Annotated in this window: 13 protein-coding genes; 7 read left to right on the forward strand and 6 right to left on the reverse strand. The window is 71.9% G+C overall.

Translation table 11 applies throughout. The annotated features are described in order from the left end of the window. Entirely contained in the window at positions 1 to 642 is a 642-nt protein-coding gene (locus QSK34_RS05675) for a biliverdin-producing heme oxygenase (RefSeq protein WP_285580678.1), read from the reverse strand. Positions 643 to 834: 192 nt separating this feature from the next. Here QSK34_RS05675 and lon point away from each other — a divergent pair, with 192 nt between their 5' ends. The 6 genes from lon to QSK34_RS05705 all read left to right on the forward strand — a co-directional run bounded on the left by lon (position 835) and on the right by QSK34_RS05705 (position 8,743). Continuing rightward, positions 835 to 3,207, forward strand: coding sequence for an endopeptidase La (gene lon / locus QSK34_RS05680; RefSeq protein ID WP_285580682.1), 2,373 nt, complete (start codon positions 835 to 837; stop codon positions 3,205 to 3,207). Positions 3,208 to 3,331: 124 nt separating this feature from the next. Continuing rightward, positions 3,332 to 4,288, forward strand: coding sequence for a GlxA family transcriptional regulator (locus QSK34_RS05685; protein WP_161478240.1), 957 nt, complete (start codon positions 3,332 to 3,334; stop codon positions 4,286 to 4,288). After that, positions 4,289 to 4,918 (forward strand): DJ-1/PfpI family protein, encoded by a 630-nt coding sequence (locus QSK34_RS05690; RefSeq protein ID WP_285580688.1) that lies wholly within the window; start codon positions 4,289 to 4,291, stop codon positions 4,916 to 4,918. Between the two features lie 102 nt (positions 4,919 to 5,020). Beyond that, the gene (locus QSK34_RS05695; RefSeq protein ID WP_285580691.1) at positions 5,021 to 5,590 is read left to right on the forward strand and encodes a hypothetical protein; all 570 of its coding nucleotides are present in this window, start codon (positions 5,021 to 5,023) and stop codon (positions 5,588 to 5,590) included. Between the two features lie 106 nt (positions 5,591 to 5,696). Further along, positions 5,697 to 7,223, forward strand: a complete 1,527-nt coding sequence (locus QSK34_RS05700; protein ID WP_285580694.1) for an acyl-CoA synthetase — start codon at positions 5,697 to 5,699, stop codon at positions 7,221 to 7,223. Positions 7,224 to 7,342: 119 nt separating this feature from the next. Then, positions 7,343 to 8,743 (forward strand): S1C family serine protease, encoded by a 1,401-nt coding sequence (locus QSK34_RS05705; RefSeq protein WP_285580696.1) that lies wholly within the window; start codon positions 7,343 to 7,345, stop codon positions 8,741 to 8,743. A gap of 304 nt (positions 8,744 to 9,047) precedes the next feature. Here QSK34_RS05705 and cydC read toward each other — a convergent pair whose 3' ends face one another. The 4 genes from cydC to QSK34_RS05725 are packed head-to-tail and all read right to left on the reverse strand — an operon-like array spanning position 9,048 to position 14,205. Further along, entirely contained in the window at positions 9,048 to 10,727 is a 1,680-nt protein-coding gene (cydC, locus tag QSK34_RS05710) for a thiol reductant ABC exporter subunit CydC (RefSeq protein WP_285580699.1), read from the reverse strand. Continuing rightward, positions 10,724 to 12,325 carry a thiol reductant ABC exporter subunit CydD gene (gene cydD / locus QSK34_RS05715; RefSeq protein WP_285580702.1) on the reverse strand — a complete coding sequence of 534 codons (1,602 nt, stop codon included), beginning with the start codon at positions 12,323 to 12,325 and terminating at the stop codon, positions 10,724 to 10,726. The genes cydC and cydD overlap by 4 nt, the downstream gene beginning before the upstream one ends. A 10-nt stretch (positions 12,326 to 12,335) precedes the next feature. Beyond that, positions 12,336 to 13,028 carry a cytochrome d ubiquinol oxidase subunit II gene (locus QSK34_RS05720; RefSeq protein WP_161478234.1) on the reverse strand — a complete coding sequence of 231 codons (693 nt, stop codon included), beginning with the start codon at positions 13,026 to 13,028 and terminating at the stop codon, positions 12,336 to 12,338. 10 nt (positions 13,029 to 13,038) lie between these two features. After that, entirely contained in the window at positions 13,039 to 14,205 is a 1,167-nt protein-coding gene (locus QSK34_RS05725) for a cytochrome ubiquinol oxidase subunit I (RefSeq protein WP_285580705.1), read from the reverse strand. A gap of 107 nt (positions 14,206 to 14,312) precedes the next feature. On the opposite strand from QSK34_RS05725, the gene QSK34_RS05730 reads away from it, so the two are divergent. Next, positions 14,313 to 14,609, forward strand: coding sequence for a helix-turn-helix transcriptional regulator (locus tag QSK34_RS05730; RefSeq protein ID WP_051759994.1), 297 nt, complete (start codon positions 14,313 to 14,315; stop codon positions 14,607 to 14,609). Between the two features lie 4 nt (positions 14,610 to 14,613). On the opposite strand, the gene QSK34_RS05735 is transcribed toward QSK34_RS05730, so the two are convergent. After that, positions 14,614 to 15,291 (reverse strand): permease prefix domain 1-containing protein, encoded by a 678-nt coding sequence (locus QSK34_RS05735; protein ID WP_285580709.1) that lies wholly within the window; start codon positions 15,289 to 15,291, stop codon positions 14,614 to 14,616. Positions 15,292 to 15,294: the final 3 nt, after the last annotated feature.

Genomic DNA, 15,294 nt, shown 5'->3' on the forward strand with positions numbered 1-15,294 from the left:
TCAGGCCGCCACCGTGGCCACCCGGCCCAGGTCGCCGAGCACCTCGGTGTTCAGCTGGTAGGCCAGCCGGGTCTCCCGGATCACGCGCTGCCGGCCGGCCTCGTCGAGGCTCTCGCCGAGCACGTCGAGGCGGCGGCGGTATTCGTCCTTGAACCGGGGGAGGCTGCCGATGTCGAAGTGGTAGAAGTCCACGCCGCCTCCCTTGCCGTAGCCGTAGATCTTCTGCAGTTCCATCCGGATGAACTGCCCGCCGGACAGGTCGCCGAGGTACCGAGTGTAATGGTGGGCCACGTATCCGCCCGGCCAGTCGCAAACCTGGTTGATCCGGGCGACGAGCGTCTGGGTCGGCTTGCTGGGGGCGATGCGGGAGGCCCAGTCGTCGCCGTAGATGGTCGTGAGGTCGCGGACGAGCGCCTCCTCCCGGTAGAGCTCGGGGAACACGAAGGCCCCGGCGACGGGGTCGCCGGCCAGCCGCCTGGACGCGCCGTCGAGGGCCACATACGCGAAGTAGTGCTGGGCGACCATCTCGCCGTAGGCCTCGGGACTGAGCCTGCCCGCCATCAGGTTCTTCAGGTAGCTGTCGTCCTCCGCGGACTCGTGGTCGGTCCAGGTCGCGGTCCGCAGGACCTCGGCAAAACCCATGGCAGGCTCCTCAGAGTGTCGTTCATGACGAAGTGTCACAAACCTTCGGCGCGATCGTCAACAGCTTGATGACAGAGTGTCGTTAAACCTGATTACACGATTACGATCGCTCTCAGCGAACGCACGCAAGCTTGGGAACATCATGGGACTCGCCTTAGTTGAGCGCATATAACTCAAGGCTGAGGAGCACGCATGACTGAGATCCTTCCCGTCCTGCCCCTGGACGACGAGGTCGTCCTGCCCGGCATGGTCGTCCCCCTCGATCTGTCCGACTCCGAGGTGCGCGCGGCGATCGAGGCCGCCCAGGCCACCGGCGCGAAGAAGCCGCAGGTCCTCCTGGTGCCCCGCATCGACGGGCACTACGGGGCGGTCGGCGTCAGCGCCGTGGTCGAGCAGGTGGGCAGGCTGCCCGGCGGCGAGCCCGCCGCCGTGGTGCGGGGTGTGGCGCGCGCCCGCGTGGGCACCGGCACGACCGGCCCCGGCGCGGCCCTGTGGGTCGAGGCCACCCTCGTGGCCAAGGCCGCCGGCGAGCCCGACGCCAAGGTGAGCTCCCTCATGAAGGAGTACAAGGCGCTCACCACCACGATCCTGCAGAAGCGCGGCGCCTGGCAGGTCGTCGACCAGGTCAACGGCATCGACGACCCCTCGGTGCTGGCCGACAGCTCCGGCTACGCGCCCTGGCTCTCGACCGCGCAGAAGCTCCTCCTCCTGGAGACCCCCGACGCGGGCGAGCGGCTGGAGAAGCTCGTCGGCTGGGCCCGCGACCACCTCGCCGAGGTCGACGTCGCCGAGACGATCCGCAAGGACGTCCAGGAGGGCATGGAGAAGCAGCAGCGCGAGTTCCTGCTCCGCCAGCAGCTCGCGGCGGTCCGCAAGGAGCTGGCCGAGCTGAACGGCGACCCCGAGACCGAGGAAGAGGACTACCGGGCCCGGGTCGAGGCGGCCGACCTGCCCGAGAAGGTGCGCGAGGCGGCCCTCAAGGAGGTCGACAAGCTGGAGCGCACCTCCGACCAGTCGCCCGAGACCGGCTGGATCCGCACCTGGCTCGACACCGTCCTCGACCTGCCGTGGAACACCCGCACCGAAGACGAGTACGACATCGCCGGCGCCCGCGCGATCCTCGACGCCGACCACACCGGCCTGGAGGACGTGAAGGACCGGATCATCGAATACCTCGCGGTCCGCAAGCGCCGCGCCGACCAGGGGCTCGGCGTCGTCGGCGGGCGGCGGTCCGGCGCGGTGCTCGCGCTGGCCGGCCCTCCCGGAGTCGGCAAGACCTCGCTCGGCGAGTCGGTGGCCCGCGCCATGGGCCGCAAGTTCGTCCGGGTCGCGCTGGGCGGCATCCGCGACGAGGCGGAGATCCGCGGCCACCGGCGCACCTACGTCGGCGCGCTGCCCGGCCGCATCGTCCGGGCGATCCGCGAGGCCGGCTCGATGAACCCGGTCGTGCTGCTCGACGAGGTCGACAAGGTCGGCGCCGACTACCGGGGCGACCCGACGGCGGCGCTGCTGGAGGTGCTCGACCCGGCGCAGAACCACACCTTCCGCGACCACTACCTCGAGGTCGAGCTCGACCTGTCCGACGTGCTGTTCCTGGCCACGGCCAACGCCCTGGAGCAGATCCCCGGCCCGCTGCTCGACCGCATGGACGTCGTCACCCTCGACGGCTACACCGAGGACGAGAAGGTCGTCATCGCCCGCGACCACCTGCTGCCCCGGCAGCTCGAGAAGGCGGGCCTGACCCCCGACGAGGTCACGATCGACGACGAGGCGCTGCGCCGCGTAGCGGGGGAGTACACCCGCGAGGCGGGCGTGCGCTCCCTGGAGCGGGCGGTCGCGCGGGTGCTGCGCAAGGTCGCCGCGGCGGTCTCGCTGGGCGACAAGACCCTGCCGCTGACCGTCACCGACGCCGACCTGGTCGGCTACCTCGGCCGGCCGCGCCACGTGCCCGAGTCGTCGCTGCCCGAGTCGCGCCAGCGCACCTCGGTGCCCGGCGTGTCGACCGGCCTGGCGGTGACCGGCGCGGGTGGTGACGTCCTCTACGTCGAGGCGTCGCTGGCCGACCCCGAGACCGGCTCGACCGGGGTGACCCTGACCGGTCAGCTCGGCGACGTGATGAAGGAGTCGGCCCAGATCGCGCTCTCCTACCTGCGCTCGCGCGGCGCGGAGCTGGAGCTGCCGGTCGGGTCGCTGAAGGACCGCCAGGTCCACATCCACGTCCCGGCGGGCGCGGTGCCGAAGGACGGCCCCTCGGCCGGCGTCACCATGACGACCGCGCTGGCCTCGCTGCTCAGCGGGCGGCCGGTGCGCAGCGACGTGGCGATGACCGGTGAGGTGTCGCTGACCGGCCGGGTCCTCCCGATCGGCGGCGTCAAGCAGAAGCTGCTGGCCGCCCACCGGGCGGGCATCACGACCGTCCTGATCCCGGCCCGCAACGAGCCGGATCTCGACGACGTCCCGGCCGAGGTGCTGGCCGACCTCGAGGTCCACGCCGTCGGCGACGTGCGTGAGGTCCTGGAGATCGCGCTGACCCCGGCGAAGGTGGGGCAGTCGGCGGCGGCGTAGTCTCCACGAGCGCGAAGGGGGTCTCCCGGGACAGGGGAGGCCCCCTTCGTCATGTCCGGCCATGTCCTGATCTGCAAGGTTCATGTCGTTGCGGCCACCGGGGCGGGACTCGCAGGATGGAGGCATGCGGGTCGTCTGCGTCATCACCGAAGGGTTCCAGCACCTTGATCTGGCCGGTCCGGCCGACGTGTTCGCCACCGCCGGGCTGGTCTCCCGGAGGGCGGCGTACACGCTGGAGGTGACCTCGACCGCGGCCGGGCCGGTCCGGGCGTCGAACGGGCTGGCCACGCTCGTGGAGACCCCGATCGACGAGGTCGCCGGGCCGATCGACACGCTGCTGGTCGCGGGCGGGCCGACCGTCGACGACCACCTGCGCGACCCCCGTCTGGTGGCGGGGGTGCGCCGGCTGGCGGCGGGAGCCAGGCGGACCGGATCGGTCTGCACGGGGGCGTTCCTGCTCGCCGAGGCCGGGCTGCTCGACGGCGGGAGGGCCACCACCCACTGGTTGTCGGCCGGCGAGCTGAGCCGGCGCTACCCCGCCGTCGAGACCGACTCCGACGCGATCTACGTCAGGAACGGCGACGTCTGGACCTCGGCGGGGGTGACCGCCGGGATCGACCTGGCCCTGGCGATGGTCGCCGACGACCACGGCCACCGCGTGGCCCGCGAGGTCGCGCGGGGGCTGGTGGTCTACCTCCACCGGCCCGGCGGGCAGTCGCAGTTCTCGGCGCCGATCCAGGCCGTACCGAGAAGTGAGCCCCTGAAGGAGCTGCAGGCCTGGATCGACGAGCACCCGGAGGAGGACCTCAGCGTCCCGGCGCTGGCCCGCCGGATGAACCTGAGCGAGCGCCACTTCTCCCGCGTCTTCACCGACGAGACCGGCATGCCCCCCGGCCGGTACGTCGAGATGGCCCGCACCGGCGCCGCCCGGCGGCTGCTGGAGACCACCGACGAACCCCTCGACGTCGTCGCCCGGCGCACCGGCCTCGGCCTGCCCGGGAGCCTCTACCGGGTGTTCCGGCGTCACCTGCGCGTTTCCCCCGGCGACTACCGTCGCCGGTTCCGTGACAAGGAGCACTAGTTGCGCATCGCCATCCCCCTCTATCCCGGCTTCACCGCCCTCGACGCGGTCGGCCCCTACACCGTCCTGGCCTTCGCGCCCGGCGTCACCGTCACGTTCGTGGCGGGCGAGCGCGGCCCGGTCGTCGACGACCAGGACAGCCTGTCGATCACCGCGACCGCCGCCTACGACGAGCTGCCCGACCCCGATGTGGTCCTGGTCCCGGGCGGTCCCGGCACCGTCGGAGCGCTCGGCGACCACCGCCTCATCGAGTGGATCCGGGCCGCCCACCGGACCACGAGGTGGACCACCTCGGTATGCAGCGGGGCCTTCCTGCTCGCCCACGCAGGAGTCCTGGACGGGCTCCCCGCGACCACCCACTGGGGCTTCCACGACCAGCTCGCCGCCTTCGGCGCGGTCCCGGCCGCCGGACGCGTGGTCACCGAGGGGAAGGTCGTCACCGCCGCCGGGGTGTCGGCCGGCCTCGACATGGCGCTGACCCTGCTCGCCCTGCTGCGCGACGAGGACACCGCCAGGGCCGTGCAGCTGGCCATCGAGTACGACCCCGCCCCTCCCTTCTCTTCGGGCTCGGCCGCGACCGCCAGTCCTGAGCTGCGCGAACGTGCGCTGAGCCTGATCCGCGGGGTGTGACCTGCGCTTTAAAGCGAGCTTCAAGTCAGTCGCTACTGAGCCGCTATCGGGACGGTTTATTTCTTTCCCTGTCAAACTCCTCGTCCCGAGAGGAATCCGGAAATGCGATTCATCAAGAAGCTCCTGGTGAGCGGCGGCGTCGCGGCCGCTCTCATCACCGGCGCCGTGGTTGCGCCGACGGCCGCCAGTGCCTCCCCCTTCGTCGGAGACTGGGGCCCCTACTTCTCCGCCGACCACAAGGCCGAGGCGGAGGGCAAGTACGTCCTCCACCACGAGAAGAAGAAGGTCTGGCACTGGGAGAAGTTCAAGAAGCCCATCAAGAAGTGCTGGTGGAAGCACGGCGAGAAGAAGTGCAAGATCGTCGGCTGGAAGTGGGACAAGAAGTGGTCCTGGAAGTGGGTCGAGTACACCAAGGTCTCGGTCAAGGGTGAACTCACGAACCACAAGTGGTGGGGCGACAAGAAGTACGAGTGCGCCTGGGCCGTCTTCAAGATCGAGGACCTCGAGGGCCACACCTACTTCAAGAAGTTCAAGAACTGCGACAAGGGCGGCGACTGGTTCGGCTTCAGCGCCGACAACGTGAACACCATCGACGTCCAGGTCTCCCGCGGCAACTTCTTCAGCCCCAAGGGCTTCTACGGCCCCTGGTCGCCGGTCTACGAAGCCGTCTGATCGGCACCCCCGAACGGTAGGCTGAGCGGTCTACTGAACGGCCCGCGCCAATCCCGGCGCGGGCCGTTTCCTTTTCCGCCCGACGATCACCGAGTAATGTTCGGTCATGTATCCGGGTGCCGTCGCCGCAGTGAGCCCTGACAAACCCGCTGTGATCATGGCCGGTTCCGGCCGGGTGGTCACCTACCGGGAACTCGACGAGGAGTCCAACCGCCTCGCCCACCTGCTGCGCGAGGCCGGGCTGCGGCCCGGCGACCACATCGCGTTCATGCTGGAGAACCACCCCCTCTTCCTCGCGGTCGCGTGGGCGGCCCACCGGTCGGGGCTGCTCTACACGGCGATCAGCTCGCGGCTGCAGGCCGGCGAGCTGACGTACATAGTGGAGAACTGCGGGGCCAAGGCGTTCGTCAGCTCGGCGGCGTGCGCCGAGGCGGCCGCCGCGGTGACCGGCCCGCCGCTCCGGCTCATGCTCGACGGCACGGTCCCCGGCTTCCTGTCGTACGAGACCGCGGTCGCCCCCATGCCCGTCACCCCCGTGGCCGACGAGGTGCAGGGCATGGACATGCTCTACTCCTCGGGCACCACCGGGCGGCCGAAGGGCGTCCGGCCAAATTGGACCGGCCAGCCGCTCGACGTGCCCGGCCCGCTGATGAACCTGATCGGCTTCCTGTTCACCCCCACGGCCGACAGCGTCTACCTGTCGCCCGCGCCGCTCTACCACGCCGCCCCGCTGCGCTACTCGCTCACCTTCCAGCGCTTCGGCGCCACGGTCGTCGTCATGGAGCGCTTCGACCCCGAACAGGCCCTCGCCGCCGTCGAGAAGTACGGCGTCACGCACTCCCAGTGGGTGCCGACCCACTTCATCAAGCTCCTGAAGCTGCCGGAGGAGACCCGGTCGCGCTACGACCTGTCCACGCTCCGGTACGCCGTCCACGCCGCCGCCCCCTGCCCGGTCCCGGTCAAGGAGCGGATGATGGAGTGGTGGGGCCCGATCATCCACGAGTACTACGCGGGCACCGAGGGCAACGGCTTCGTCTACGCCGGCCCGCACGACTGGCTCACCCACAAGGGCACCGTCGGACGGCCCCTGCTCGGCGTGCCGCACATCCTCGACCCCCAGGGCGAGGAGCTCGGCCCGGGGGAGACCGGCGTCGTCTACCTGTCCGGCGGCCCGGCGTTCGTCTACCACGGCGACCCCGAGAAGACCGCCGCCGCGCACGACCCGAAGGGCCGGGGCTGGTCGACGCTCGGGGACATCGGCCACCTCGACGAGGAGGGCTTCCTCTACCTGACCGACCGGAGCTCTTACATGATCATCTCGGGCGGGGTGAACGTCTATCCGCAGGAGGCGGAGAACCTGCTGGCCGTCCACCCGAAGGTCGCCGACGTGGCCGTCTTCGGGGTGCCCGACGAGGAGATGGGCGAACAGGTCAAGGCCGTCGTGGAGCCCGCCGACCCCGCGGCGGCCGGGCCGGAGCTGGAGGCGGAGCTGATCGCGTACTGCCGCGAACGGCTGGCCCACTACAAGTGCCCGAGGTCGGTCGACTTCCGCACGGAGCTGCCCCGCCACCCCACCGGGAAGTTGTACAAACGAATTTTGCGCGCCGAATACTGGCCGGAGCAGCACAAATAAGGCCGATGTTCGGTTTCGCCAGGTCAGCGGGGTGATCGCTTAAGCCCGCCTTATCGGCGGTTTGCCATCTTAGAACCACCGGCCCGAAGGAGCCGGGATTCGGTAAGGGGATGGCAGAGATGAGCGCTGACGAGCGGGAGAACGAGCACGGGACCACCGAGGTCCTGGAGGGGCGCGGCTGGAGCCAGTTCGGCCGGCGGGCCCCGCAGTACGGCGACTACCGGGGCGAGCAGTCCGCCCCGACCTTCGCGCCGCCCCCGCCGCCGCACCAGCCGGGCCCCATCCAGGGACACGTCGGGGCGAACCCGGTCGGCGACACCGCCGTCTACGGTCTGCCGCCGGTCCCGCCGGAGCCTCCCCAGCGGCAGCGGTCCGACGGGCGGGCCTGGAAGCGGGGCGTCTCGATCCTCGCCCTGGCGTGCGTGGCGGTCGGCGGTGGGGTCGCAGGGGCCCTCATCACCAACGCGCTGGACGACGACGGCACCCCGGTGCTGGCCAGCCCGGTGGTGAACGCGCAGAGCAACGGCTCGGCGGCGATGCCCGCCAAGGGCACGATCGCCGCGGTCGCCAAGGCCGTGCAGCCCTCGGTCGTCATGATCACCGTGACCTCGCAGCAGGGCCAGGGCGAGGGCTCCGGTGTGATCCTCTCGGCCGACGGGCTGATCCTCACCAACAACCACGTGGTCGCGGGCGCCGGTCAGAACGCCCAGATGGCGGTCAAGTTCAGCGACGGCCGCACCATCCCGGCGACGCTCGTGGGCACCGACCCGACGACCGACATCGCGGTCATCCGCGCCACCGGCGTCTCGGGCCTCACGGCCGCCGCGCTCGGCGACAGCGACGCGCTCCAGGTGGGCGACTCGGTCCTGGCGATCGGCAGCCCGCTCGGCCTGGAGGGCTCGGTCACCTCGGGCATCGTCTCGGCCCTCGACCGCACGGTCACCTCGGGCGGCGGCGGCGGTGGCGGCGGCCCGCAGCTTCCCCCCGGCTGGGGCGGCGGCTTCGGCCAGGAGCAGCAGCAGGCCGACCCGACCACGACGATCGGCGGCATGATCCAGACCGACGCGGCGATCAACCCCGGCAACTCGGGCGGCGCCCTGGTCAACGCGTCCGGCCAGGTCATCGGCATCAACACCGCGATCGCCACCTCGGGCGGCGGCAACGGCAACATCGGCGTCGGCTTCGCGATCCCGATCAACACCGCCAGGAACGTCGCCGACCAGCTCATCAAGACCGGCAAGGCCGTCCACGCCTACCTGGGCGTGAGCGTCGGCGACGCCACCGGCGACACCCCCGGCGCGCTGGTGTCGACGGTCGAGCCCAACAGCCCCGCCGCCAAGGCGGGCCTGCAGCAGGGCGACATCATCACCAAGGTCGACGACACCCCCGTGGACGCGGGCGAGACCGTCGTCGGCATCGTCCGCGGCCACCAGCCGGGGACCAAGGTGACAGTGACCTACATGCGGAACGGTCAGGCGAACACGGCGACGATCACTCTGGAGGAGAAGACGACGAACTGACGCGGAGATCTCTCAGGCAGGGGACAGGGAACGGCCGGCGGCGCCTCCAGGCATGGGAGGCGCCGCCGGTCATTTCCGTCACGGCCCCGCCGGTCTCTTCCCGTCACGGCGCTGCTGGTCTCTTCCCGTCACGGCTCCGTCGGTCTTTGCCCGCCACCGCTCGGCTGGTCTTTCCCGTCGCGGCCCCGCTGGTCTTTTCTCCGTTACGGCTCCGCCCTCCCCGGCCCCGATCGCCGCCTCCGGTCCGCTCAAGAAGCGGCGCGCACCGGCCGCTCCCGGTCCGCCCTGTCACGGGCGGGTGCGGCTACCTCCTGATCATGTTCTCGGCCTCCCACAACTCGCGGTAGTAGCCGTCGGCCGCCACGAGTTCGGCGTGGGTCCCGCGCTGGACGACCAGCCCGTCTTCCAGGACGACGACCTCGTCGACCGCCTCCAGCCCCCGGAGCCGGTGGGTGACGAGGAGGGTGGTCCGGCCGCGGGTGGCGTCGAGGAGGTCGGCCATCAGGGCGTCGGCCGTGGTCTCGTCGAGGGCCTCGGCGGGTTCGTCGAGCAGGAGGACCGGGGGGTCGTAGAGGAGGGCGCGGGCCAGGGCGAGGCGCTGGATCTGGCCGCCCGACAGGGTGCGGCCGTCTTCGCCGAGCTGGACGTCCCAGCCGGCCCGGTCGGCGAACGTGTCGAGCCTGGCCTCCCGGACCGCCTGTTCGAGGTCGGCGTCGGCCGCCTCCGGGCCCGCGAGGCGGAGGTTGTCGCGGAAGGTGGTCTGGAAGACGTAGGGGTCCTGGGTGAGGCCCGTCATCATGGCGCGGGCGTCGTCGGGGGAGATGCGGCGCAGGTCGGCGCCGTTGACGGTGATGCTCCCCGAGACGATGTCGACGGTCCGCATCAGCGCCGACAGCAGCGTGCTCTTGCCCGCCCCGCTCGGCCCCACGACGGCGACGCGCTTGCCGGGCGTGAGCGTCAGGCTTATCCCGCCGAGCGCGGGCCGGTCGCCGTGGCGGACGACCAGGTCGTCGACCACGACCGTCAGCGGCCCGGTCGGCCGGGGCAGCGGGTCGGCCGGGGCGGGCACCGCCGGGGGAGTGGCCTCGATCTCGCGCAGCCGCCGGACCGCCGCCAGCACTCCGGTCAGCCGCTCGCCGGCTGCCGCCAGCGGCAGCACCGGCTCGAAGCTGACCAGCGACATCAGGGCCAGCACGGCGGTCGCGATCGAACCGGCGCCGAGCGCCATGGCCACGGCCACCACGATCACGACCGTGAGCCCCTGCACCAGCACCCCGGCGGCCAGCGCGGTCGCGTTCACCCGGGCCTGCCCGCGCTCCAGCCGGGCCAGCCGGTCGTCGGCGGCGGCCGCGGCGTCGAGCGCCCGCCCGGTCGCGCCGTAGGCGGCCAGGTCGGCCGACCCGTGCACGAGGTCGGCGGTGTGGGCGGCCAGATCGGCCCGCGCGGGCGCCAGCCGGGTGGTCGACCGGCGGGCCAGCGCGGCGGTCGCGGCCGGGAGCAGCACCCCGGCGACGGCCAGCCCGGCCGCCAGCACCACCGCCGCCAACGGCAGCAGGAACGCGGCGATGACGACGGCCGTCACCCCCGTGACCAGGGCGGCGATGGCCGGGAGGAGGCACCGGACCAGCAGGTCCTGCACGGCGTCGGTGTCGTCGACCATCCGGCTCAGCAGGTCGGCCCCCCGGTGGGAGAGCGGCCCGGCCGGGATGAGGGAGTCGTAGAGCCGCTCCCGGGTCGCCGCCTGCGCCCGCAGCGCGACGTCGTGCCCGGACAGCCGTTCGGCGTAGCGGAAGACGCCGCGAGAGGTCGCGAACGCCCGGACCGCCACGATCGCCACCGACAACGCGGCCAGCTCGGGCTGCTGCGCGGCCCGCGTGATGAGCCAGGCGGCGGAGGCGATCAGCCCGAGCCCGGCCAGGTCGGCGGCCGACCCGGCCAGCGCGGCGACCAGCAGCCGCCGGTTCCAGATCATGGAAGAGGTCACTTGATCACTCCGTCGTCCACTCGGATCACCCGGTCGGCCAGGGCGATCATCGCCGGGCGGTGGGCGACGATCACCGCGGTGCGGCCCTCGGACAGGGTGCGGGTGGCCTCGATGACCGCGGCCTCGCTGCGGCCGTCGAGGCGGGCCGTGGGTTCGTCGAGGAGGAGCAGGCCCGCGTCGGGGCGGCAGAAGGCGCGGGCCAGGGCCAGGCGCTGGCGCTGCCCGGCCGACAGGTCGGCGCCGCGTTCGCCGATGACGGTGTCGTAGCCGTCGGGCAGGTCGGTGACGAACACGTCGGCCTGGGCGGCGACCGCCGCGGCGCGAATCTCCTCGGGGGAGGCGGTGCCGTCGAGGGAGATGTTGCCGGCCACCGAGGTGGCGAACAGGTGGGGGCGCTGTGGCACGAAGGCCAGCTGCCGCCGCCATTTCTCCAGGTCGAGGGTGGCCAGGTCGACGCCGCCGATCAGGACCCGGCCCTCGGAGGGGGTGACGAAGCCCAGCAGGAGGTGGAGCAGGGTGCTCTTCCCGGCCCCGCTCTCGCCCACCAGGGCGACCCGTTCGCCGGGGGCGATGGTGAGGGACACGTCGCGGAGGGCGGGGTCGTCGCGGCCGGGGTAGCGCACGGTCACGCCGTCGAGCCGGATCTCGGGCACCCGCTCGCCGACGACCGCGGGACGCGGGGCGGCCGGCTTAGCCCCTTCGAGCAGGGCGAACGCCTGGTCGGCGGCGGTGACGCCCTCCATGGCGGCGTGGAAGCGGGTGCCCATCGCGCGCAGCGGCAGGTAGGCCTCGGGGGCGAGCAGCAGCACGAGCAGGGCCGTCGTCAGGTCGAGCGAGCCGGACAGCAGCCGCAGGCCCACCGGGACCGCGACCAGCGCCAGCGACAGGGACGCGACCAGCTCCAGCACCAGAGACGACAGGAACGCCACGCGCAGGGTCTTCATCGTCGCCGAGCGGTGGGCGCCGGCGACGTCGCGGATCACGGTCGCCTGGTAGCGGGCCCGGCCGAACGCCCGCAGGGTCGGCAGGCCCCGCACCACGTCGAGGAAGTGGCCGCCCAGCCGGGACAGGGCGGCCCACTGCCGCTCGGTCACCACCTTGGTCGTCATGCCGACCAGCGCGCCGAAGATCGGGATCAGCGGCACCGTGACCAGCACGATCAGCGCGGTCGTCAGATCGGCGGCGAACAGCCGCACGATCACCGCCACCGGCACCACGGCGGCCACGGCGATCGACGGCAGGTAGCCCGTGAGGTAGGGGTCGAGCGCGTCGAGGCCCCGGCCGGTCAGCGTCACCAGCTCGCCCGAGCGGGTCTCGGCCGGGCTCATGCCCTGGAAGCGGCGCAGCAGCCGGTGGCGCAGCTCCGACTTCACCCCGCTCGCGGTGGCCCCGGCCGCCACGCCCTGGACCCAGCCCAGCGCGCCCCGGGCCGCGATCACCAGGGCCAGCCAGCCCAGCATGCCGACGGCGAACCGTCCTGACAGCACCCCGGCGAGCAGTTCGGCCTGCACCAGGACCAGCAGCCCGGCCGCCACCGCCGCGCCCAGGCACACCGTCAGGTGGCGGCGCGGCAGCAGCCGCACGAGACCTCTGTGCACCGAGCCCCCCTCAGAAGTAGGCGGGGACCGGCCCCTTGCCGAAGGCCCTCCACACCCAGATCTGCGCCCCGGCCATGACCGGGACGAACGGCAACACCATAAACGTCAGCACCGTCAGGGTCGCCGACGGGGCCGCGTTGCCGATGACCCCGCCCGCCATCCCGACCAGCGGCACCAGCGCCGGCACGGCCGCCAGCCCCCCGGTGACCAGGAGCGTTCCGCCGCCGGTCAGCCGCCAGTCGAGGAACCTCCGGCCGTGCATGACGAACAGGGCGGCGATGAGGAGGCCGTACAGGAGCCCGAAGGGGAACGAGAACCCGGCCAGGCCGGCCAGCAGCAGCCCCCAGGCCAGGCAGACGCCCAGCGACCCGAGGGCGATGAGCCACTCCCAAAAGGCCCGGGTGACGAGGCGGCGGCGGAACCACAGGCCCGCGTCGCGCACCACCCACGAGACCAGCAGCAGCACCACGGCGGTGTAGTTGGCGCTCAGGGCGAACTCGCACGCGGGGAACGCGCCGAACAGCACGCCCGCGGCGGCGATCAGCCACACCTCGTTGGCCAGCACGAACGGGCCGATGGCGCCGATCGCCCGGTCGCGGTCGGCGGTGACGGGCAGGAGCAGGCCGACGCCGAGGTCGAAGCCCTCCAGGGCGAAGTAACCGACCACCAGCAGCGCGAGCGCGCCGAACCACAGGATCTCCATCAGTCGACTCCTAGAACGTCAGCGCGGGGGCGGGCGCGGGCTGCTCGCCCAGCGCGATCTGGTCGGGGCCGCGCCGGATGATCCGCGAGATCAGCAGGTAGTCGGCGACCGCCAGCAGGGTCAGCACGCCGACGAACCCGGCGAACGACAGGGTGATCTGGGCCTCGGTCAGCCCGGGGGTGAGGGCGTCGGCGACCTTCAGCCGCTCCCAGATCATCCACGGCTGGCGGCCCTCCTCCCGCGCGATCCACCCGAGAATGGCGGCGGCGAAGGGGAGCGGGGTGACCAGCAGGATCAGCGGGTGGAGGAACCGCCAGCGCGGCGCCCACTTGACCACGACGACCAGCAGGAGGGCGACGAGCTGGAGCAGGTGCCCCAGCATGATCATGATCCCGAGGCCGAACGCCGCCAGCGGCCGGTCGGCGAACTTGTCGGGCTGGACGCTGGTCACCGGCCCGAACTGGGCGAACCCGAAGCCGACCACCGTCATCGTGCCGACGAACGAGGTCCAGATGCCCATCCGCAACGACCGGGAGAACAGCTCCTGGTCGGAGGTCTTCCGGAACAGGTGGTAGGCGCTCGCGCCCATCACCACGAAGCCGCCCACGGTCAGCCCGGCCGACAACACGTGGGGCAGCGCCATCGAGAGCGACGGGTTGGTCAGCAGCGCCCCGAAGTCGTCGAGCCGCAGCACGTCGCCGTCGCGCACCGCCCCGGCCGGGTGCTGGAGGAACGAGTTGGCCACCATGATCCAGAAGGCGGACGCGTAGGCGGTGAGCGTGACCAGCCAGATCGTCGCGACGTGCAGCCACTTGGGCAGCCGGTGCCAGCCGAAGATCCACAGGCCCAGGAACGTGGACTCCAGGAAGAACGCGATCAGCGTCTCCAGGGCCAGCGGCGCGCCGAACACGTCGCCGGCGTAGTGGGTCAGGCCGCTCCAGCTCAGCCCGAACTGGAACTCCATCACGATGCCGGTGACGATGCCGAGCGCGTAGTTCGTCACGTAGATCTGCCCCCAGAAGCGCGTCATGCGCTCGTCGAGGGTGGTGCCGGTGCGGGCGTATCGGGTGTGCATGATCGCCACAAGGGGGGCCAGGCCCAGCGTGAGCACGACGAACAGGAAATGCAGGCTCCCCGTCACCGCGAACTGCAACCGGGCCAGGTCGAGGACGTCCATGGAAGGCTCCTTATGTCTGGCTACATATAGAGAGCCTACATGTAGACTGGCTACATGCCGAACACGGTTAAGGTGAACTCGTGAACCCCGACGCGCTCCGTGGGCATATGGACGCCCTTCTCCTGTCCGTGGTGGAGCACGAGCCCCTCCACGGCTACGCGATCATCGAAGCCCTGCGGGAGCGGTCCGGCGGCGCCCTTGACGTTCCGACAGGTACTGTCTACCCAGCGTTGCGACGCCTGGAGAGGGCCGGCTTCCTGGCCAGCGAATGGGCGACCGTGGGCGGCCGCAAGAGACGGACCTACCGGCTGACCGACTCGGGCCGGGCCGAACTGGCCGGGGAACGCTCGGCCTGGAGCAGGTTCACCCGCGTGATCGGGCGGGTCCTCGACCCGCAGACGTGAGCCCCTACCGGCCCTTCGGGACCGTGACCGCCGTGCGCAGGCAGTGGGCCGCGCTCCAGAGCTTCCAGCTCCAGAACGACAGGCTCAGCCACGTCGCCACCATGCCCGGGACGTAGTCTTCGAAGGCGGTCAGCACGTTCGCCGTCTCGGTCAGGGCCGAGGACAGCACCGCCATCAACGGAAGCTGACACCACACCAGCAGGCCCAGCACCTTGGCCACCCGCCGCGACCGGCGGGTCCGGCGCAACCGCCACAACGCCACGCCCCCCGCCAGCCCGGTCAGGAGCTGCATGACGTCGACCGTCTTGGCCACCACGTCGAACCAGCCCGGCCGCGACGCGTAGCCGGGGCCCGCGGGGAAGATCTGCCAGAGATACGTCCACATGAGCGCCAGCACCGGCGTGCCCAGGAAGAGCAGCAGCGCCGTGTGGCGGACCTGGACCGCGGTCAGCTCCTCCTGGAACCCCGGCGCCACCTGGGCGACCGGGCCGAAGTCGGCCACCGCGCGCGCCTGCGCCTCCTCGGGCGACAGGCCCTCCTCCGCGTAGGCCTCGGCCGCGTCGCAGAGGCCGTCGCGCGCCTCGGCGAGCAGGTCGCGTCTGGCCCGCCGGGGCCCCCGGAGCGTCTTGGCCAGCGCGGCGACGTAGTCGTCGACGGTGGCCGTCTCGAATGCGGTGTCCATGGT

This window comes from Herbidospora sp. NBRC 101105, from assembly GCF_030269205.1.
GTDB classification, from domain to species: Bacteria; Actinomycetota; Actinomycetes; order Streptosporangiales; family Streptosporangiaceae; genus Herbidospora; species Herbidospora solisilvae.